Source organism: Oligoflexia bacterium, from assembly GCA_035326705.1.
Lineage (GTDB): Bacteria > Bdellovibrionota_G > JALEGL01 > JALEGL01 > JALEGL01 > JALEGL01.
The window spans coordinates 296,489-315,024 of sequence record DAOLES010000003.1; the positions used below are offsets into that span (position 1 = coordinate 296,489).

Annotated in this window: 20 protein-coding genes and 1 tRNA gene; 9 read left to right on the top strand and 12 right to left on the bottom strand. The window is 35.8% G+C overall.

Going from position 1 to position 18,536, the window contains the following annotated elements; genetic code table 11:
• Position 1 precedes the first annotated feature (1 nt).
• The 3 genes from lepB (PKC21_06365) to mutY all read left to right on the top strand — a co-directional run bounded on the left by lepB (PKC21_06365) (position 2) and on the right by mutY (position 2,288).
• Positions 2-709, top strand: a complete 708-nt coding sequence (gene lepB, locus PKC21_06365) for a signal peptidase I (protein ID HMR24959.1) — start codon at positions 2-4, stop codon at positions 707-709.
• A gap of 67 nt (positions 710-776) precedes the next feature.
• Positions 777-1,187: a PilZ domain-containing protein gene (locus tag PKC21_06370; GenBank protein ID HMR24960.1), complete on the top strand. Its 411-nt coding sequence runs from the start codon at positions 777-779 to the stop codon at positions 1,185-1,187.
• Between the two features lie 54 nt (positions 1,188-1,241).
• Positions 1,242-2,288 carry an A/G-specific adenine glycosylase gene (gene mutY, locus PKC21_06375; GenBank protein ID HMR24961.1) on the top strand — a complete coding sequence of 349 codons (1,047 nt, stop codon included), beginning with the start codon at positions 1,242-1,244 and terminating at the stop codon, positions 2,286-2,288.
• Between the two features lie 7 nt (positions 2,289-2,295).
• Here the strand turns inward: mutY and lepB (PKC21_06380) are convergent, their stop codons facing one another.
• From lepB (PKC21_06380) to PKC21_06390, 3 genes are all read right to left on the bottom strand, one after another.
• The gene (lepB, locus tag PKC21_06380; GenBank protein ID HMR24962.1) at positions 2,296-2,958 is read right to left on the bottom strand and encodes a signal peptidase I; all 663 of its coding nucleotides are present in this window, start codon (positions 2,956-2,958) and stop codon (positions 2,296-2,298) included.
• A 51-nt stretch (positions 2,959-3,009) separates the two neighbouring features.
• Complete coding sequence (locus tag PKC21_06385; GenBank protein ID HMR24963.1) at positions 3,010-3,858, bottom strand: hypothetical protein; 849 nt, start codon at positions 3,856-3,858, stop codon at positions 3,010-3,012.
• Between the two features lie 82 nt (positions 3,859-3,940).
• The gene (locus tag PKC21_06390) at positions 3,941-4,549 is read right to left on the bottom strand and encodes a hypothetical protein (protein ID HMR24964.1); all 609 of its coding nucleotides are present in this window, start codon (positions 4,547-4,549) and stop codon (positions 3,941-3,943) included.
• A gap of 138 nt (positions 4,550-4,687) precedes the next feature.
• On the opposite strand from PKC21_06390, the gene PKC21_06395 reads away from it, so the two are divergent.
• Positions 4,688-4,774, top strand: a tRNA-Leu gene (locus tag PKC21_06395).
• Between the two features lie 164 nt (positions 4,775-4,938).
• On the opposite strand, the gene PKC21_06400 is transcribed toward PKC21_06395, so the two are convergent.
• The 4 genes from PKC21_06400 to PKC21_06415 all read right to left on the bottom strand — a co-directional run bounded on the left by PKC21_06400 (position 4,939) and on the right by PKC21_06415 (position 8,908).
• On the bottom strand, positions 4,939-5,445 hold the full coding sequence (locus PKC21_06400) for a hypothetical protein (GenBank protein HMR24965.1): 507 nt from the start codon (positions 5,443-5,445) through the stop codon (positions 4,939-4,941).
• A 56-nt stretch (positions 5,446-5,501) separates the two neighbouring features.
• A complete protein-coding gene (locus PKC21_06405; protein ID HMR24966.1) occupies positions 5,502-7,319 on the bottom strand; it encodes an ABC transporter ATP-binding protein in 1,818 nt (605 codons plus the stop codon).
• Between the two features lie 225 nt (positions 7,320-7,544).
• Entirely contained in the window at positions 7,545-8,054 is a 510-nt protein-coding gene (locus tag PKC21_06410) for a hypothetical protein (protein HMR24967.1), read from the bottom strand.
• A gap of 50 nt (positions 8,055-8,104) precedes the next feature.
• Entirely contained in the window at positions 8,105-8,908 is an 804-nt protein-coding gene (locus PKC21_06415; protein ID HMR24968.1) for a hypothetical protein, read from the bottom strand.
• A gap of 101 nt (positions 8,909-9,009) precedes the next feature.
• Between PKC21_06415 and PKC21_06420 the strand changes: the two genes are divergently transcribed.
• On the top strand, positions 9,010-9,447 hold the full coding sequence (locus PKC21_06420) for an antitoxin VbhA family protein (GenBank protein ID HMR24969.1): 438 nt from the start codon (positions 9,010-9,012) through the stop codon (positions 9,445-9,447).
• Positions 9,448-9,619: 172 nt separating this feature from the next.
• Positions 9,620-10,969, top strand: a complete 1,350-nt coding sequence (locus PKC21_06425) for a right-handed parallel beta-helix repeat-containing protein (protein HMR24970.1) — start codon at positions 9,620-9,622, stop codon at positions 10,967-10,969.
• A gap of 14 nt (positions 10,970-10,983) precedes the next feature.
• Here PKC21_06425 and gltX read toward each other — a convergent pair whose 3' ends face one another.
• Positions 10,984-12,366, bottom strand: coding sequence for a glutamate--tRNA ligase (gene gltX, locus PKC21_06430; GenBank protein ID HMR24971.1), 1,383 nt, complete (start codon positions 12,364-12,366; stop codon positions 10,984-10,986).
• A 359-nt stretch (positions 12,367-12,725) separates the two neighbouring features.
• Between gltX and PKC21_06435 the strand changes: the two genes are divergently transcribed.
• From PKC21_06435 to PKC21_06445, 3 genes are all read left to right on the top strand, one after another.
• A complete protein-coding gene (locus PKC21_06435; protein ID HMR24972.1) occupies positions 12,726-13,373 on the top strand; it encodes a hypothetical protein in 648 nt (215 codons plus the stop codon).
• A 4-nt stretch (positions 13,374-13,377) separates the two neighbouring features.
• A complete protein-coding gene (locus tag PKC21_06440) occupies positions 13,378-14,523 on the top strand; it encodes a matrixin family metalloprotease (GenBank protein ID HMR24973.1) in 1,146 nt (381 codons plus the stop codon).
• Positions 14,524-14,598: 75 nt separating this feature from the next.
• Positions 14,599-15,972: an FAD-dependent oxidoreductase gene (locus tag PKC21_06445; protein HMR24974.1), complete on the top strand. Its 1,374-nt coding sequence runs from the start codon at positions 14,599-14,601 to the stop codon at positions 15,970-15,972.
• A gap of 5 nt (positions 15,973-15,977) precedes the next feature.
• Here the strand turns inward: PKC21_06445 and PKC21_06450 are convergent, their stop codons facing one another.
• From PKC21_06450 to PKC21_06465, 4 genes are all read right to left on the bottom strand, one after another.
• Positions 15,978-16,373, bottom strand: a complete 396-nt coding sequence (locus PKC21_06450; GenBank protein ID HMR24975.1) for a hypothetical protein — start codon at positions 16,371-16,373, stop codon at positions 15,978-15,980.
• 61 nt (positions 16,374-16,434) lie between these two features.
• Positions 16,435-16,728, bottom strand: coding sequence for a DUF1232 domain-containing protein (locus PKC21_06455; GenBank protein ID HMR24976.1), 294 nt, complete (start codon positions 16,726-16,728; stop codon positions 16,435-16,437).
• An 11-nt stretch (positions 16,729-16,739) separates the two neighbouring features.
• Entirely contained in the window at positions 16,740-17,630 is an 891-nt protein-coding gene (locus PKC21_06460) for a DnaJ domain-containing protein (GenBank protein ID HMR24977.1), read from the bottom strand.
• 21 nt (positions 17,631-17,651) lie between these two features.
• Positions 17,652-18,533 carry a RimK family alpha-L-glutamate ligase gene (locus PKC21_06465; GenBank protein ID HMR24978.1) on the bottom strand — a complete coding sequence of 294 codons (882 nt, stop codon included), beginning with the start codon at positions 18,531-18,533 and terminating at the stop codon, positions 17,652-17,654.
• Positions 18,534-18,536 lie beyond the last annotated feature (3 nt).

Here is an 18,536-nt window from a genome sequence, read left to right on the forward strand (position 1 = left end):
TATGTTGAACTCTTTTCGTGCCTTGATGTTTGCTTTATTTTTAGCCCTAGTTTTTAGATTCAGTGTAGCTTCACCATACAGAATTCCAACGGGTTCTATGATTCCCAGCTTGAAGATTGGTGATTTTTTGTTTGTCAGTAAATTAAGCTATGCCGTTAAAATTCCATTTACCAACGACAACTTAATTCAACTTTCAACACCCAAACGCGGTGATGTGATTGTTTTTCCTTTTCCTGATGACCCAAAAGTAGATTATATTAAACGCGTTGTAGGCATTGCTGGCGATATCATTGAAATCAATGACAAACAACTTTATATCAATGGTCAACCTATTCCTAAAACGGAGTTTCAATCACAAAAATATTTATTTGATCATTATTTCATTGCTGATCCCACCGACTATCATCTTTATAAAGAGGATCTTTTTGGAGTAGAGCACGTGATTATGGAAAGATCTAATACTCAGCCAGAGCTTAACTATTTTGGACCTTATAAAGTACCCAATGACCATGTTTTTGTAATTGGAGATAATCGTGACAATTCTCTGGATGGTCGCTATTGGCGAAATAAATCAATTCCAATAAAAAGTATTCGTGGGAAGGCCATGTTTGTCTGGTTATCTATAGACAGCAAAAATCCTTTATTTTACTTAGGAAACTTTGCTGTACCGTCAATTCGGTCACATCGTTTTGGGATGACCATCAAATAAGGCCTTGAGTAATTGGTACTTGCGATTGTAATGAATCTAATGATAAAATAAGGATACTGTGGGAAAAATGAATAAATCTAAGCAACCCGTGAACCATGACTTGGATCTGGACCTGATTGAAAAACCAAAAATTGAGTTTAATCGAAGAATCAAAGGCGATCGACTTGAAACTTTTTTTCCAATTTATATCACCTCTTTATCCGGTGACCTTATTCAAGGTTATGCTGAATCCATCAACTTAAGTTGGTCTGGGATACTGATTGAAACCAATATACTTTTAGAAAAAGAAGATGAAGTTTTTTTAGAGTTTACCCTTCCAGAAACCGATCAGACTTTAAAAATTAGAGCCAAAGTTGTGCGCATGCGTTGTGAAGATGATATGGAATATTATGTTGTTGGTTTTATTTTTAAAGAAATGGACGTCAATGTGCGCCGCATGCTCAATGGTTATATTTTAGAACACTTGGACAGCAACTAAATCTCAAAAGGTACGGCCTACCTTTTGAGAGGCATATTTTTTGATAATACTCCTATGAACTTCAAGCTCAAAAATTTTCAAAAAAATTTAATGTCATGGTACAAAAAATATGCTCGCGATTTACCTTGGCGTCGCACAAAAAACCCTTACTACATCTGGTTGTCCGAAGTCATGCTTCAACAAACTCAGGTCAAAACGGTGATTCCCTATTATGAAAAGTTTATTCAAACCTTTCCAACACTAAAAGATTTAGCATACGCCCCAGAAGATAAACTCATGCAATATTGGCAAGGCTTGGGCTATTACAGAAGAGCCAAACATTTGCATCAGGCCGCAAAACAAATTATTGCTGAACATAACGGTCACTTACCCAAAACAGCTCAAGAGCTAATAAAACTAAAAGGTTTTGGAGAATACACCAGTGCTTCAGTTGCTTCTATTGCTTTTGGTCAAGCTATAGCTTGTGTTGACGGTAATGTAAAACGTGTCATGGCCAGATTGTTTGCTGATGATACAAACCCTGCTGAAAAATCTCAATCTTTGTTGTATGAAAAAAACCCAGGGGACTACAATCAAGCCATCATGGAATTGGGGGCAACAGTATGCACCCCAAAAAACCCACAATGTTTGTTATGTCCCGTACAAACATTTTGTTGTGCGCAACAACAAGGTCAGGTTGACTTGTTTCCTAAAAAAACAAAAAAAATTAAACAGACACATATCTATGCTGCTATTGTTTTAATAGAACATAAAGATTGTTTCTTAATGGAAAAACGTACGCAAGCTGGTCGCTGGGAAAACTTATGGCAAAATCCAAGTTTAGAAAGCAAACAACTACTATCCTCCAAAATTATTAAGCAGTGGCTAGAAGATTTAACAGGGAAAATAACAGTAAACTTATGCCCCATTGCACACATTACCCATCAATTAACCCATCAAAAAATCAGTGCCCAAATTTTACATTTAAATTTAGAAAGTACTCTAAAAAGTAAAGATCTACACTCGCAGTCGTATCAATGGGTGAAAAAAGAAGACTTATCTACATTAGGCATTTCAACCTTTCAAAAAAAAGCTTTTCAACAGTTAAACTTAATCTTTTAACTCTGCCCTAATATAGCTTTTTACCAACTCTTTTAAGTCTTTTACCTATTTCAGAAAAGTCATTGGGTTGAGAAAAATAGACTCTGGTTATTTTATACTTTATTGCACTCTTTGGAATCGAGCCATATATTCTTGAATCCATAGCATTGGATCGATAATCTGAAACCAAATAAACCTCCCCTTCTGGAACCGTATCTTGTTCAAGAGGCTTACCATATCTCATAAAACCATCATCAGGTGTATATATAATATTAAAACCATGCCACGTGTTGATCTGAACTCGCTCAATACTCAGTTGTTGGCCATAACTTTCAATTTTTGGAAGATCAAAGTCTTGAGAACTGAATTCTAAAGGTTCAGAGCCAACAAGTTTATCATTAACCAACAATCTATTGTCTTGATTAAGTTCAACACTATCTCCTGGCAGCGCTACAACTCTACTAATGAACATCGTACCATCACGTTCATATGCAACAATATCATAACGTTTGATATGATCCTGATTAAGTTTACGACCCCAGACCCAATCACCCTTTATAACGGTTGGCGACATTGCCCCGGATGGTATACGGTAGGATACATAGTTTAATTTAAAATAAACGATAAAAATAAAACCTGCTACGAATAAGCCAATAGCAGAAAATTCAAAAATTTTTCTTGTGTTTTTCATTTTCACCTTCACTTTTGTTTACTAACAACAATACTGCATTAACTTTTTTAATCATGCTCGATTGCATTGAATGATTGTGCCTAAACGTTGAAGCAACTCTATTTTTTTTTCATAAAATATTTCAGCTGGACTCTGTGCAGAAAAATCAACAAAAAATAAATTGTGGTGAGCTACAACCCCATCTAAGACATCAGCAAGCTTATCTTTATCTATATTACGATGTGCAAGCAACATAATATCCTGAATATGATTTGTTGCCAACATATGGGCAAAAAAGTCTTTGCTTTCAAGAAAAGCTTCCTTGAACACATCGTCTTCTTCTAACACAAAGACCAAAATCTTTTGTTGATTTATGTCTGTATTGATGACCATCTGCCTTTCTATACCAATTCTTAATGCCAGAGGTAAAAAGAGATAAGAGTTTAAATATGAAAATTTCTCAGTACGGGTGATATCAAAATTATCTATTTTGTTTTTCATTTCAAACTGAGATCTTGAAGGAGAAAGCAGCCAATGCTGTGAAGGCTTATAATCATAATTATTAAAATCAATGACGGGGAACCCGTCTTCTTCTGGTACTTCTCTTTCTTCAAAAAAAACACCCCTGTAATCAAAATTTGCATGGTAGCTTCCAAACAAATGCTTGTTCTGACCATAATGATCTTGCTTGGTCAGCAGCCCAAAGATGTCTTTATCTAACTTTTTATACTGATTAAATAATGCTCTTAGTGTATTTAAACGTTGTCCGCCAATTTTTTCTTGCCAAACTTTTTTTGAAAAACCTTGTTGTAAAAGAACAGTACTGTAACAAGGTAAGTCCTGAGCAATAATTATTTTTTGAATACCCAAACCTAGAAAAAACAAAACAATAAATATTAATTTTATAAGCTTCTGTTTCATTTAAATTTCACCGAAAACAATATCATTAAAAAGCTGCGGCACGCTTTTCATAATGATCTTAAATTACCCATAGGTCATTAGACTAGGGTTTAAGACAGCAAACTCTTCCATCTTTTGGCTTAGGAGCCTGAGAAGTCTGAAGAGGTTTCTTTGGATCTTTTTTACACTGAGCTGACCATGTTTTGCTGAGGAGCTTTTTAGGATCTTTAACCTTAGAATAAACTTCTAAACCTTTGTCTGTTTTTAAAAAAGTTTTGTAGACTGTTAAAGGTCTGTCTTGATGATACACCTTACCTTTAAACGTTAACTCTTCTTGATCTAACTCTTGCCCCATAGCCACAGACCAGGCATGTTTAGAACTCAAACAGATCTGTCTATAGGTTTTTTCATTGGCAACATAATCATAATAACACTGATTCTGATAGGCTTTGTCATTGTTGTAACGCATAGAGACCCATGATTTTTCCATGTCGTAATCTATGGTCATGTGATCAACATAGTTTTTTTCATCTTGAATTTTACCCAATTTATTCACTTGCTCATCAGAGTTACAGGTCCATTGTCCCATTAAATTTTGAAAGAAATGATCTGCCTTATTTTTTGTACTTTCATTGGCAAATGCATTGATCGTAAAGGCAAATGAAAATGCTAAAAACCCTACACTCAAAAAAGAAATCTGTTTTTTCATCATGCTGATGACATACCATGTCGAAAAGCACTTTGTAAAGTCTTGTTTTTAATAATTCTTCTCAAAAGGTACGGCCTTACTTTTGAGATTTTGATTGGCTATTTACCGTGGATGGTCTATAAGAAGGGCTCAATTCTAAGTGCCTGGGTGGTGGAATTGGTAGACACGCTAGCTTGAGGGGCTAGTGGGAGCAATCTCGTGCTGGTTCGAGTCCAGTCTCAGGCACCAATCGTTTTCGCAGGGAAAAAACGCTTTTTCCCTCTTGGCGAAGACGCGGTCTCCGCCAATTCACCCTTTTGCGGTCGGAATCGATATAAAATCTCTCCTCCATGCTTTGTTACCAGAAAAAAACTGTTTCCCTCGCAAGCAGCCATATAAAATAGCTGCTTTAGTTATATCCCAATATTAACTAGTTCAATTCTTTTAGGGCGCATCTTTTCTTTAAAAATCCATAAACTTTTATTGGGAGAGGATTCCAAAGTCATGTTTCCCGGAAATTTGATTTGCCCAGACTCAACAGAGTACTTAGAAATGTATTGTCTTCCTATTGAATCTTGATAATAAATTTCAATATTAGCAACTTCACTTCCTTGTTCAGAGCCAACAAAGTTCACTGTTAACAATTCAAGACCAAGAGGATTTCCCCTTTTTTTATTTTCTTTATGATTTGGAAGAAACCCAAGTGTTAAGACTTTAATTTCTTGGCTAGCGTTATCTAACAACTTTATCTGTATACTCTGAGCTGTTTCTTCGCCCATATTTATTAAAGCAATTTGTTTTATAACTCTATCTATACAACTTGCACTTGCGTGTAAGATAGGTATTTCATTTTTACTTAATGTTGGAAAGTCGGATGCTATCGAACCTAACACATCAAAAAGTATATCTATAATACTCATATTTTTTATTCTATATTGTTTTATTAAACAATAATCTAATTTTTTATTTTACCGTCTTAAGCAACTTCATGCTCTGGCAAAAAGCCGCCGGCTTGCATGCTCCATAATTTGGCGTAATGACCATTCTGTTTCAGCAGCTCATCATGGCTGCCATCTTCAATGATCTTGCCATCATGAAAAACAATGATTCTATCCAAATTGGCAATAGTGGATAAACGATGCGCCACCACAACCACAGTTCTGCCTTGCATCAAGGTATCAAAAGATTCTTGAATGGCTTTTTCTGTTACTGAATCTAAACTGGACGTAGCTTCATCCAAAACCAAAATCCGAGCATTTTTTAAAATAGCTCTGGCAATGGCAATACGCTGACGTTGGCCACCAGAAAGTTTAACGCCACGCTCTCCTACCAAAGCCTGATAGCCTTCTGGCAGTTGCATAATAAAATCATGCGCTTTGGCCGCTTTAGCCGCTGCAATTACTTCTTCATCTGTAGCATCAAGTTTACCGTAACGAATGTTTTCCAATAAAGTTCTATGAAACAACATGGGTTCTTGCGGAATCATACTCACCTGCTCACGCAAACTGTCTTGCGTGCATTTTGCAATGTTTTGTCCATCCAATAAAATTTGCCCCGAGTTCACTTCATACATGCGCAAAAGCAGGTTAATGAAGGTTGTTTTTCCGGAACCTGAAAAGCCGACCAAACCCACGCGTTGCCCTGGCTTAATCTTTACAGTAAGCTGCTCAAATACTGGTTTATTTGGCGTATACGCAAAATTCACATGATCAAAATTAATCTCACCTTGTTTAACCTTAATGGGTTTTGCATCACTTGCATCTATGATTTCATGGTTTCTAACAATGATATTCACACCATCAGAAATGTTACCCATGTATTCAAAAAACTCTAAAAAGCGTCGGCTTAGGCCTCTGGCATCATTGATGACCAACAAAGCCAAGCTGGTAATCATGGCAAATTGTCCCACGGTTATTTCTTCTAATAACCAAAACCTCAAAGCCAAAACAATAACCCCTATTTGCAAAAGCATGGTGGATAAAAATTGAAACCAGCGCATGGCTTCCATAAACCAATAGGTTTTACGTGCCGCTTTGACTTCAAGTTCAAGGTAGTTGTCCAAGTAACTGCGTTCAAAACCAAGCTTGGCAAAAATTTTTGTGTTCAATGAATTGGTCACTGCATCAACTATTTTGCCACTGACCATGCTGCGTGTTGAAGCAAAAGCTTTGGCAAGCTTTTGGCAACGTTTGGCCAGCACAAATGAAACAACGATATAAATCAAGGTCCATAAACCAAATGCAATGGCCAAGAACCGATGCGTGTCTTGCATAAGATACATGGAAGTTGAAAAACTGACAATCACCGGCCAAAAATCAAACATTACGGTCCATGTGCTGTGATTTACAGCTTGTGACATTTCAGAAATCCTATTGGCCAATGAACCAGAAAAATTACTGATAAAGAAACGCTGGGAATGAAACTGCAAGTAATTAAACACTGTTCTTCTCACCCTGCGCCGCAGAGCGGGTCCAGCCATCACCAAAATACTGCCACTGGCACGGCTAAATAGCAATACGCCTAGACTTAAACCAATAAACAAAATTAAAGCGGGTTTTAGAATTTGTAATGCTGCGCTCAAATCACCGCTTACGCTTGTTCCCGTATCAATCAATTGTCGTATGGCATAAGGAACCAAAATCTGACACAAAGCTTGTCCAGTTTCAAACACAAACATAGCCACAAGAGGCCACTTGTAAAAGCCCAAAAAATACATCACAAAAGCCCACGGTGTGTTAGGCAAATGCGGTGCTTGTGGGTCATGTCTTAGTTCTTTTTTTAATGAATTTTTCATACGATACCTATCATCTCCCACAAAATGAAATGGGGAATACTCTACTATAAATTTACTGTTTCTATCTTCTATGCAAGAAAAGTCACAATCTTTCAATCAATTTGAACAACTCTTTTATTGATTAATCCAAAAATAATCAAAGTTATTCAGTGGGTAAATAACAATATATACATTAGGCATAGCTAAACTAAGCCTGATCTTATTCATATGTTAAAATTATACTTACTAGGGTTTAGGCCTAGTAAAATTGATATCAATATAAAAATTATCTGATTTTGAAATCTCGCACTCTCTTGCTTTTATCCATTCTCCATTGAGAAGCAATAGATTAACACCTTTTCCATATTCATCAAATACAAAGTCTGCGTAAACAATTGGCACTCTTCTTTTTAAATCTAAGTTTCTATTAATTTTTTTAATTGTATTATCATCTATCCTGGTACCAAATTCTTGCGATATATCACCATTTTTTAACTCACAAGCTATATCTGTTCCTTCTTCCGGTATATTTGCAAATACCGATAAACAATATCCAGAACTACAACAAGAGGTCTTAGCTATTTCTACTGTTAGCGAAAAACTAGTCTCATCTCTTTCTGATAAAATATTTGGCCATTCTACAATATTACAATTAGATAGAGCAAAGTATCTTGGAACACCATTTTGAGCATAAGAAATAGTTGTTATATATAAAGCAAAAAGAGTAAAAAAAACACCCCTGAAATTCATATTCATATAAAGAAGAGACGTAACATTAAAAACGCTTTGCGTCAATTTTAAAAAGTTTAAGCTATTAAGCTTTTCACACACAAATGCAATGGAATAAAACCATTTTGTTGTAAAATGTTTAAACTTTTTTCATTGTTTAATACCACGCCTGCTCCCATGGCATACTGTTCATTATCTTTTAAAATCTGTGTGATATGCGCATGAATGATTTTTCTCTCTTCTTTGGGTAAACTTTGCTCTATCCAGCGGTGTGGATCTAAGGCTTTGCCCCCAAACGGTGGCCAATCAAAAATATGCATTGAGTAATGACCAACAATCACATCATTTTTATAAAACAAATATTGCGTTTTTTCTGCATAGAACTCTAGACCTTTCATAAATTTTTCCAACTGTTGTTGTTTTACCTGCAAGGGATAATCTTTTAAAACGGTATCAATGTATTGTTCTTGCCACTTTTGTATTAAAAACTCCTTTTCAGGATCTCCTAAACGATGCACTTTTTTAAATTTTATTTTATTGAGCACTTGATTAGTCATATTGGCTTGCTCAGGAAAAACTGTATGCTTTAAACGCCCGCAACCATACCAAGCATAGTATTGATGAATATCCAATACTGGCGGCAATCTTCTTTGTTGCACATGATAATCATAAGAAAATACAAATCTAATCATATCATCTTGTGCACAAGACCAAGCTTTATCCATCAAACGTAAAAAATCTTCTGCGGTTTTTTCTCGTTTCAAATTAATAGATATCTTATCTTTGACAGCAAAAATTTCTTCATCATCGAGCTCTGTTGCATGAACGCCATCATAAACATAATACAGCTGATCCATTAACATTTGTTCAAAAACGCGCATACCCATTTAAACTTATAAACAATTTCACGTTTTTTTAAATAATTTCATGGCTTGGGTCGCTTTTTCTGGATTTCTTAATTAATCAGTTTTATAAGACAGGCATGAATCAACAAAATATTACCAATATTCTTTTATCTATTATTGCAGTTTTACTTTTGGTTTTGGTCCTACAAAATCAAAAGCCTGGCATGTCTTATGATAGATCTGCGCCACCTGCTTATCCACAAGAATCTGATTATGCGCAAGATCCACACACAGGACATAATCATGCGCCTGAGGCTTCTAATGACCCACATGGCGGAGAATTTAACCCTTCTGAAATGGTTTACGCTGCTTTAAAATGTCCCAGCGATGAAACATTGCCTCTGGCTTCTCCTTCTTGTTCAGACAAAATGGCCAATGAAAGAAGAAAAGCCGTGGACAATGCTTTTGCTCAGGGCTTAACCATTTCAAAAGTGTTTGATGCTATTATTGAAAAATACGGCATGAATGCTTTAACCTTGGAAGCACAAGAAATCATTAAAGCCCGCCAACAATAAGCCCTTATTGTTTTAAATTTTTATTTTATACCAATGCACACTCATTGTTCTGAGTGTGCATTTTTTTTGCAATTTATTACCCAGAATAAAACCAAGATTTTTAAAGCCTTGAAATCATTAGTACCGTTTTAATGCTTTCAACTTCATACATGCAATATTTGCATACTTGGGCTTGATATCGGCAGTTTTTTGGGGAAATGTATTGCAGCATTATTGGATAAAATTAAGCTTAATTCTTACCGTTATCAGCTTTCAAGCGTGTACGCTTGAAAACCAAAGTATTCATGCACTCAATCAAACCCATCTTAATGATTTTGGTCCTGGTCCAACTTTACCACAAGGGCAAGAGCTATTTCCCATCAACAATTTAAATGACAGTTGTGTGTGCGATTATACGATTGATCCGCAAATCCAATTCATGGATGCACAAACAATCAATCCAGGAAGCACTGTATGCTTTGATGCTCAAGTTGCAGATGTGAGGCAACCCATGACATTTGAACATTTAAACGGTACTCAACACCATCCTATCATTGTAAAAAACTGCAATGGCTCTGTAAAATTTTTATCTACTGGCAGCCAAGCTGCGATAAAAGTTATTTCAGGATCTTATTTTAGGCTGACGGGCATTCAAAGTACAGGCAGTCTTGGTATTGTATTAGATGCGCCAAGTTCACCCCATGCTCTAGCCATAGGCAAAGCCCATCATTATGAACTTGACAACATTCATATTCAATCGTCTTCTTTTGCCGGCATTATGGCTAAAGTTGATCCTTCCTCACAAGATTGTCGTATCAACGACCGCCGGTATGATAGCTATGTTATGGATACGGTTTATGTTCATGACAACTTGGTAGAAAATGTTGCTGGCGAAGGATTTTATTTTGGTAATAGTTTTTTTACAGGAGTAAGCGATCAATACTGCGCAAGAAATTCAGCTTGCGACTTATCTCGTTGTGAAGGTATTCAATATCCTCACTTGGTCAAAAACATTCATATCTTTAATAACCATATTGAAAATACTGGCTGGGACGGTATTCAAGTGGGTTCCGCTGTAGACAATTGTAGCATTAGCCATAATACAATTAACAATTGGTCTACTCAAAACAGAAGCAGTCAAAATCATGCCATACAAGTGGGTGATGGCTCTTCTTGCACTGTTGAAAATAACCTTCTAGATGGGGGTGGCATTGGAATTCATTTGGCAGGTATCGGTGACAGTTTGTTAAAAAATAATACCATTCAAAATTTTAATGAATACGGTATCATTGTTAATCCAAGGCCGGCACCGCTTGACTCAGATTTAAATGGAAGTTTTTACAAAGGTGGATTTTCAATTATAGATAATACCCTTGTATCCAACATCAACACTGGCCCTGCCATTAGGGATGTAAACATTCCCAGCAACCCGGTTCCTACTGATGAAAACTTAATTGAAAACAACACAATTACTTCTTTAGGTTCTGTTTTCCAACTCAACGCTCGTTACAATTGGCAAGAAATCAATAATCATACTTTTTAGCTTGTATTATTTTTCTAAGCTCCAATGGCTTTAAGGCGTTGAACGCTTCTTTCTTTACCAAGAATTTCTACAATCTCCATAATACCAGGACTATAGGGTGATCCTGTTAAGGCAATGCGTAAAGGCTGTCCTAAAAACTTAAATTTGATATCCAATTGCTCTAGTGTTTGATCAAAAATAGTTTTGATATGATCATGATCAAAGGTTTGTAATGCTTCTAACTTTTCTCTAAACACTTTCATAATGGCTACTGACTCTGGGGTGATAAATTTTTCTTTTACACCCTCAAAAAAAACCAACTCATCATGAAAATAAAACCTTGCTAGCTCTGCCAATTCTTTTGTGGTCTTAGCTCTATCTCTTAAAGCATTGATGGTGGTAAACGCTTGCTCGGTATTTTTTCTATCTTCTGGAATACCAATAAAATAATCCACCTGCTCCAATAAAACATCTTGATCAGCTTCTTTAATGTAATGCTGATTTAACCAAATTAATTTCTCTTCATTAAAGATACCAGCGGATTTACCAATGTTTTCTAAACTAAAAAGATCTTCTAATTCTTGCGCAGAAAAAATTTCTTTGTCTTCATAGGACCAGCCTAAGCGCACTAAAAAATTCACCATCGCATGCGGTAAATAACCCATATCACGGTACATTTGCACGGCCGTTGCTCCATGCCGTTTGGATAAACGTTTTTTATCCTGACCTAAAATCAAGGGAACATGCGCAAAAATAGGAAGTTTCTCACCTAAGGCTTGATAAAGCAAAATTTGTTTGGCGGTGTTGTTTAAATGATCGTCGCCACGAATTACATGACTGATATTCATATCAAGATCATCAACAACATTAACAAAATTATAGGTACAGGTCCCATCGGTTCTGGCCACCACAAAGTCTTCCAGTTCTTTGTTTTGATAAACTGTTCTACCTTTAACTTGGTCATCGATGACAGTTTCACCTTCAGGGACCTTAAAACGCCAGACAAAAGGTTTGTTTTGTTCTTGATTTTTTAATTGTTCTTCTCGCCCATCATACTTTGGTGTTTTTCCAGCTGCCTTCAAAGCTTCTCTTCTGGCATCCAATTCCTCTTTGGTTAAAAAGCATTTGTAGACTGCACCGGTTTTGATTAAACGCTGTAAATATTGATCATAAATTTCATTGCGCTCACTTTGAAAAAAGGGACCTTCATCCGCATGAATCCCCAACCAATCTAAGCCTTCTAAAATGGCAGCAATGGACTCTTGGCTTGAGCGTTCTCTATCTGTGTCTTCCACACGCAGGATAAATTGGCCTTTGTGCTTCTTAGCAAATAAATAATTGAATAGGGCTGTTCTGGCACCGCCTACATGCAGGTAACCAGACGGACTGGGGGCAAATCTAACTCTCACTGACATAATACTCTTTCTTTAAAAAATGCTTGCAACGGGGAGCAATAATCAAGGGTATGGTTGTCCCCTCTGCATAACTTATTGCAAGCAAATAAGAATAATTAAAATTATCCTTATTTGCGCGTTAAGTAATATTTACAACTACTTACCAAAAAAAATAAAGATTTTCTGTATATAACACAGCCTTTAAGGATCACCAACCCAAAATAAAATAGTTAAAATGTTAACTTTTGTTTTATATGGAAACTTTTTTTACTTTTATCTTGCTTTTCGGTTTTTTTACGCCTATAGTAAAAGTATAAAAGTTACAAAAAAATACTATTTTAAATAAAAGTAAATAATTTAAAATAGTTAGAAAAGGAGGAAATTTGCAAAATACACCAAAAATCCTCATTGTTGCTGCTCTAGCTCTTTTCCATGTCCCCGCTGCCTTTGCCACTTTGGTACAATTTTTAGACACGGCTCAAATGACCCAGTTGTCTAAAGAGATTTATACAGGCAAAATCACTCGCACCTATTCAAGCTGGGATCCTGACAATAAAATGATCTATACCTACGTTAAACTTAACATCGATCAAGCCATCAAAAGTGATAAAAACGCCGCAGAAGAAAGTAAAAAAGAAGTTTTAATCCGCATACCTGGTGGAGAAACCAACGGTGTTCAAATGCGTGTGTATGGTGTAGCACACTTTAAAAAAGGTGAAGAAACTTTGGTTTTTTTGCGCCATCACCAAGGCGCGCCAACCGTTGTTGGTATGGCTCAAGGAAAGTATGTCATTAGCACAGATCCAGATTCTGGCAAAAAAATGGTCTCTAGGCAGTTACCAAAATCATTGGAGTTTGTGCAAAGCAAAGCCAAACAGCAAATTCAAGGCTTAAAAGCAGGACATACAGCTTCACATAATCACAACCTTGATCATAGCCATGATCACGCCATAACAGCAGATAGTGCGCCCATAGAGTTATCTGAAATGGTCAATATCATCCAAGAGCACATGCAAAAGGAGGTTAAATAGCCTCATGCAAAGAACGCAATTTTACCTTATTGTTAGCATTGTTTTAAATAGCCCTTGGGCCCTTGCCTTTAAAATGATCTCTTTCAACGGTAATATTGCCCGCTGGCATAACAATGTTGTTAACTATGTTATGGATTCTAGAGGCAGTGATGATTTCACCAATGGTTGCGATAGTCATGGTGCATGTGAAAGTGAGCGCCAAGCCATTGCTAAAGCCTTTGCAACTTGGGAAAATGTCGAAAATATCAACTTAAAGTTTAACGAACAAAACCCAAAAAAAATTAATACAACGGGTTATAACAATGAAAACTCCATCAAATGGATAGAGCGTAATTGGACCAGTCAATCCTTTGCTCCTGAAAGATATGCCATAGCTGTTACAGTCCAAACCTTTAAAACATCTAACAATGAAATTTTAGATATGGATATTTACGCCAATGGACAATATTTTAAATGGGCCGTTATTAATAGCATAACTGAAAACAATTTAAGTGATGCCATGGATATCCAAAATATTTTTACTCATGAAATTGGACATGGCATAGGCATTGATCACAGTTCAGAAAATTATTATGAAAGATCTAACGAGCATTATCTAGCAACCATGTTTTATTCTTCAGCAAAAGGAGAAACGTTTAGACGTGACCTAAAAAGCTTGGATATTGGTGCCGCACAACATGCCTACAGCAACATCAATTTACCAAAACCAAATGTTAGTGATATTTCACAAAACAGCTTTGATCTTACCAATCAATACATCTTTCAAGTTAATATAGAAGGCTCTAACTTTACGGACTCAACTTTAGTTTCAGTAAAAGTAGGTATTTATAATGATGATGTGCAAGCAAAAATTATTTCAAGAGATGATGACAGCATGTTGGTAGAGTTTAATTTTTTGGGCATGCCCAGTGGTAGCTATGATTTAAGAGTTGCCAACAGTTACAAGGATAGCGATTTAGACATTATACCTAACGCGATTGTCATTGAATCTCCATATGCTGCTGCGGATAAATATAGTAATACTACAGATCCATTTGCAGGTAAGCGCGGCTGCCAGTCTAATGCTTCTTCACCGTCCTTGATTATTTTGCTTTTAACCGCATTAATAGCATTTACTTTTCAAAGAAGATTTACTTTAATTCATTCTTAAAACAAAAAACAAACCCAACAATATTTTTGAAAACATAGTTTTCATTGAATAAAACTTGTATAGTATTTTTATTCAATGATTAATCATCAAAACAAAAAAAATAAGCCCATTGTTATTGTTGGTGCAGGTATTACTGGCCTGGCTTGCGCCTATTTTCTCAAAAAAACAGGTAGACCTATTTATATTATTGAAAAATCAAAACAAGCTGGCGGCTTGCTTTCTTGTTTTAAGCACAATGGCTACACATTAGAAAAATTTTATCACCATTTCTTCAATGAAGATGCTGAACTAAAACAACTGATACAACACCTTAAACTTGAGCAAAGCTTTCAATCTTTTCCAAGCAGCGTTGGCATAGAACATCAAGGACAATTCTTTCCTTTCACCACAGTCAAAGACCTCTTAAATTTCACTCCCCTTTCTTTTATCAATCGCATTCGTTTTGGTGTTTGCTCACTTATTCTTGGTAAACTATTAAACTGGAAACATTATCACCATATTTCTGCTTATGCTTGGTTTTTAAAATATGTTGGAAAGCAGGCCACAAAAATTATTTGGCAGCCCATGATGATGGGAAAATTTTCTGATGCTTATAAAACTATTCCTTTAGCTTGGTTCATAGGTAGGCTTAAGCAACGCATGAGCAGTAGAAAACAATCTGGTGCGGAATCTTTGTATTATATTATGGGTAGCATAGAAAACTTCATTACAAATTTAATCAAAGACTTAAAACAAAGTAATATCAGTATGATTTATGAAGATCAGATTCATACTATTGAAAGCCATGATAATAGTATCACTCAAATAACAACTAAAAACGGTTTAAGTTTTGATGATCCTTATCTTATCTTAACCACACCAAGCCATGTATCTGCAGACCTTTTAAAGACCGTGGATGTACAATTAAGCCAAACTCTAAAGAGCATTGAATATTATCATGCCCATTGCATGGTGCTTATTTTAAAAAAATCACTATCCCCCGTTTATTGGCTCAACATAACTGATTCCAAATCACCTTTTGTAGGCATTATTGAACACACCAATTTAATTCCAAAACACCATTACAACAATGATCATATTGTTTATTTAACCAAATACAGCTTAAACACTGACCCATTGGTGACTATGGGTGAAGACCTAGTAAAAAAGATTTTTCTGCAACACCTTAAGAAAAAATTTCCTGGTTATAACTTTAATGAAAATTTAAATACCAGCTTTCTTTTTCATAGCTCAACAGCCGCGCCTGTTTTCCCCTTAAACTTTGATCAAAGATTAAAAAATTGCCAAAGCAAGATCAAGAACTTTCATCTGTCAATGATGCCACATGTTTACCCTGATGAACGCAGTGTAAACAACGCTATACGAATTGCCTACAACACATGTAAAAAAGCAGGCTTTGACCTAGAACCCTTAGCCCAAGGCAATAACATTGCAGCAAAAATAATATAAAAAACTTATGCTTTTAAAATGACTTTTAGGTCATTCCAACGACTTTTAATCACTAAGCCCAATAAGATGCTAATGATTACAGCCATCGGTAAACCTGAAAGATCAATAAAAATATGCACCAATAAAATATTAAGCACAATTGGGCCTAAAAAAATAATTGCTAAGTTCACATAACGATTGCTTAATAAAAGCAAACCGGAAATAACCTGCAATGATTTTACCAATGGCATTAAATATCCCAATTTAAAAAAAGCACCCATTTTTTCCATAACATCTGCTGGAATATCCGTAGGCATAGGAATAAAACCAGATCCAGTCAAAACCATCATTAAACCATTAGAACCAAAAACAACGAAAATAATCCCAAGTAAAAACCTTGAAACAGTATAGACTTTGCTCATATTACACTCCTTGTTGCAATCAATTTAAAGCTATTAAAACCTAGAACAAAAATTTAGTACATTATTTTTTAAAAGCCTCAATATCTATTTTTAAACTTCTTACAAACCATAAGAAAACGGTCAAATCATCGATCTGACCCAAAAAAGGAATAAAATCCGGAAGAATATCTGTTGGCACAATAAAATACACAATTGCCAATACAAACTTTAAATAAGTCTTTCTTTGAAAGATCTTAATATTACCCTTTATGGCAAGCTGTAACATTTGCTTTAGTACTTTAAGATCTTGGATAAAGCTTTGCACAAAAGGACTTTGCCTTATTTTGCTGATAACTTGTTGTGTTTTATCTGTCATGATCCCTATTTCTATTGCTTTAAATTATTTCGCTTGCCAAACTGTTCAATCAACTGTTTTGATTTTTCATCAATTTTATTGGGTACTTCAATAACAATTTCTACAATTTGGTCACCACGATCACCGTTACTTTTATAAACACCTTTTTGCTTCATACGCATTTTGGTACCACTGGATGTCCCCGGTGGCAAGGTCATTTTACTGCTGCCATCAATGGTTGGCACATCTACGATACTGCCTAAAATAGCTTGTAAGATGTTTACTTTCACTTTGACATAGATTTTATCGTTTTTTCGCTCAAAAATATCGCTGGGTAAAATATTTATTTCAATAAGTGCATCTTGATGATTCACTGCTTTGGCTAAACGAATTTTTTGCTTATCTTTTATGCCTTTGGGAATCGTTATTTTTTTTTGACTATTTCCAATTTGAACATCAACTTCCCCACCTTTAACAGCCGTTAAAAAATCTATGTCCAGTTTATACACTGGTGTTTGTTGTTGTGATGCAGTGCTATGGGCTCGTCGCTGTTGACCAAAACCCCTACCAAATAAAGGTTCAAAAATATCTTCCAAACCTCCCATGTCAAAACGAAAGCTTTGTCCGCCATGCCCTCCTGAAGAAAACCCTCCACCACTGGCTCCAGCTTGCCTAAAAAAATCTGAAAAATCAAAATTAGAGTTAAACTGATTATGACCTACCGTATCATACTGCTGACGTTTTTTTTGATCGCTCAGTACTGCATAGGCTTCTGTTATTTGTTTAAATTTATCTTCCGCTGCTTTATCACCTTGATTTACATCAGGATGGTATTTTTTTGCCAAAGCACGATATGCTTTTTTTATTTCTTGCGCAGATGCATTTTTACTTACACCTAAAATATCATAAAAACTTTGTGCCATACTTAATACTCACACCGTACTTTATTTTTTTCGGCAATACTCCCTTGCGTGCTCTAAAATTGCCTTAGCAATGTTAATTCCCGTGCAACCTTCAATACCTTCTAAACCTGGAGAAGAGTTTACTTCAATAACCCTTGGTCCCTGATCTGATTCAAGAATATCTACCCCTGCAACTTGCAAACCTACCGTCTCACTTGCTTCGATAGCAATTTTTTCAATGCTATCGGATATATCTATTTTTGTGGTCAGCCCACCACGATGGAAGTTTGACCTAAAATCTCCTATTCGCGCCTGCCTACGCATACTACCCACTACTTTTCCACCAACAACAACCACCCTTAAGTCTTTGCCTAAAGATTCTTTAATACACTCTTGAATCAAAATATCTTGGCCAAGACTCCACAACGTATCCAATGTTGCTTCCATGGTAGTAATATTTTCAACCAACATAACCCCAATACCTTGGGTGCCGCTGAGCAGTTTTAAAATCACAGGAAATCCACCTACGGTCTTAACAGCAGCAGAAAGCTCACTAGGTTTTCTAATAATCACCGTTTTAGGAATGTCAATGTCCTTTTGACTTAAACGCTGAATACAACTAAGCTTATTTTTTGTCGTAGCTATAGAAGAATACGTATTAAGTACAGGAACTTGCATCATTTCAAACTGTGAAACAACCGATAAACCATAGTTGGTGATAGAAGCACCCAATCGTGGAATCACACAATCAACTTTAGGGAAAACTTTACCTAAACGAACAATACTAGGTGACTGTTTCCCTAAAACCATATCAAAGTCTGCAGGATCACAAATCTGTAATTTGATATCCAAGCGCTTGGCTTCTTCATGAAGGCGCTTATTAGAATAACTAAATTTATTTCTTGAAAGAATTAAAAACTTCATTAC

What these genes read in the sequence shown, in the direction of transcription:
- mutY (HMR24961.1), top strand. Translation starts at nt 1,242, where the DNA reads ATGAACTTCAAGCTCAAAAATTTTCAAAAAAATTTAATGTCATGGTAC.
- PKC21_06410 (HMR24967.1), bottom strand. Translation starts at nt 8,054, where the DNA reads ATGAATATGAATTTCAGGGGTGTTTTTTTTACTCTTTTTGCTTTATAT.
- PKC21_06460 (HMR24977.1), bottom strand. Translation starts at nt 17,630, where the DNA reads ATGGCACAAAGTTTTTATGATATTTTAGGTGTAAGTAAAAATGCATCT.
- PKC21_06385 (HMR24963.1), bottom strand. Translation starts at nt 3,858, where the DNA reads ATGAAACAGAAGCTTATAAAATTAATATTTATTGTTTTGTTTTTTCTA.
- PKC21_06465 (HMR24978.1), bottom strand. Translation starts at nt 18,533, where the DNA reads ATGAAGTTTTTAATTCTTTCAAGAAATAAATTTAGTTATTCTAATAAG.
- PKC21_06400 (HMR24965.1), bottom strand. Translation starts at nt 5,445, where the DNA reads ATGAGTATTATAGATATACTTTTTGATGTGTTAGGTTCGATAGCATCC.
- PKC21_06370 (HMR24960.1), top strand. Translation starts at nt 777, where the DNA reads ATGAATAAATCTAAGCAACCCGTGAACCATGACTTGGATCTGGACCTG.
- PKC21_06455 (HMR24976.1), bottom strand. Translation starts at nt 16,728, where the DNA reads ATGACAGATAAAACACAACAAGTTATCAGCAAAATAAGGCAAAGTCCT.
- PKC21_06420 (HMR24969.1), top strand. Translation starts at nt 9,010, where the DNA reads ATGAATCAACAAAATATTACCAATATTCTTTTATCTATTATTGCAGTT.
- PKC21_06440 (HMR24973.1), top strand. Translation starts at nt 13,378, where the DNA reads ATGCAAAGAACGCAATTTTACCTTATTGTTAGCATTGTTTTAAATAGC.
- PKC21_06445 (HMR24974.1), top strand. Translation starts at nt 14,599, where the DNA reads ATGATTAATCATCAAAACAAAAAAAATAAGCCCATTGTTATTGTTGGT.
- lepB (HMR24962.1), bottom strand. Translation starts at nt 2,958, where the DNA reads ATGAAAAACACAAGAAAAATTTTTGAATTTTCTGCTATTGGCTTATTC.
- PKC21_06450 (HMR24975.1), bottom strand. Translation starts at nt 16,373, where the DNA reads ATGAGCAAAGTCTATACTGTTTCAAGGTTTTTACTTGGGATTATTTTC.
- PKC21_06415 (HMR24968.1), bottom strand. Translation starts at nt 8,908, where the DNA reads ATGCGCGTTTTTGAACAAATGTTAATGGATCAGCTGTATTATGTTTAT.
- lepB (HMR24959.1), top strand. Translation starts at nt 2, where the DNA reads ATGTTGAACTCTTTTCGTGCCTTGATGTTTGCTTTATTTTTAGCCCTA.
- PKC21_06390 (HMR24964.1), bottom strand. Translation starts at nt 4,549, where the DNA reads ATGATGAAAAAACAGATTTCTTTTTTGAGTGTAGGGTTTTTAGCATTT.
- PKC21_06405 (HMR24966.1), bottom strand. Translation starts at nt 7,319, where the DNA reads ATGAAAAATTCATTAAAAAAAGAACTAAGACATGACCCACAAGCACCG.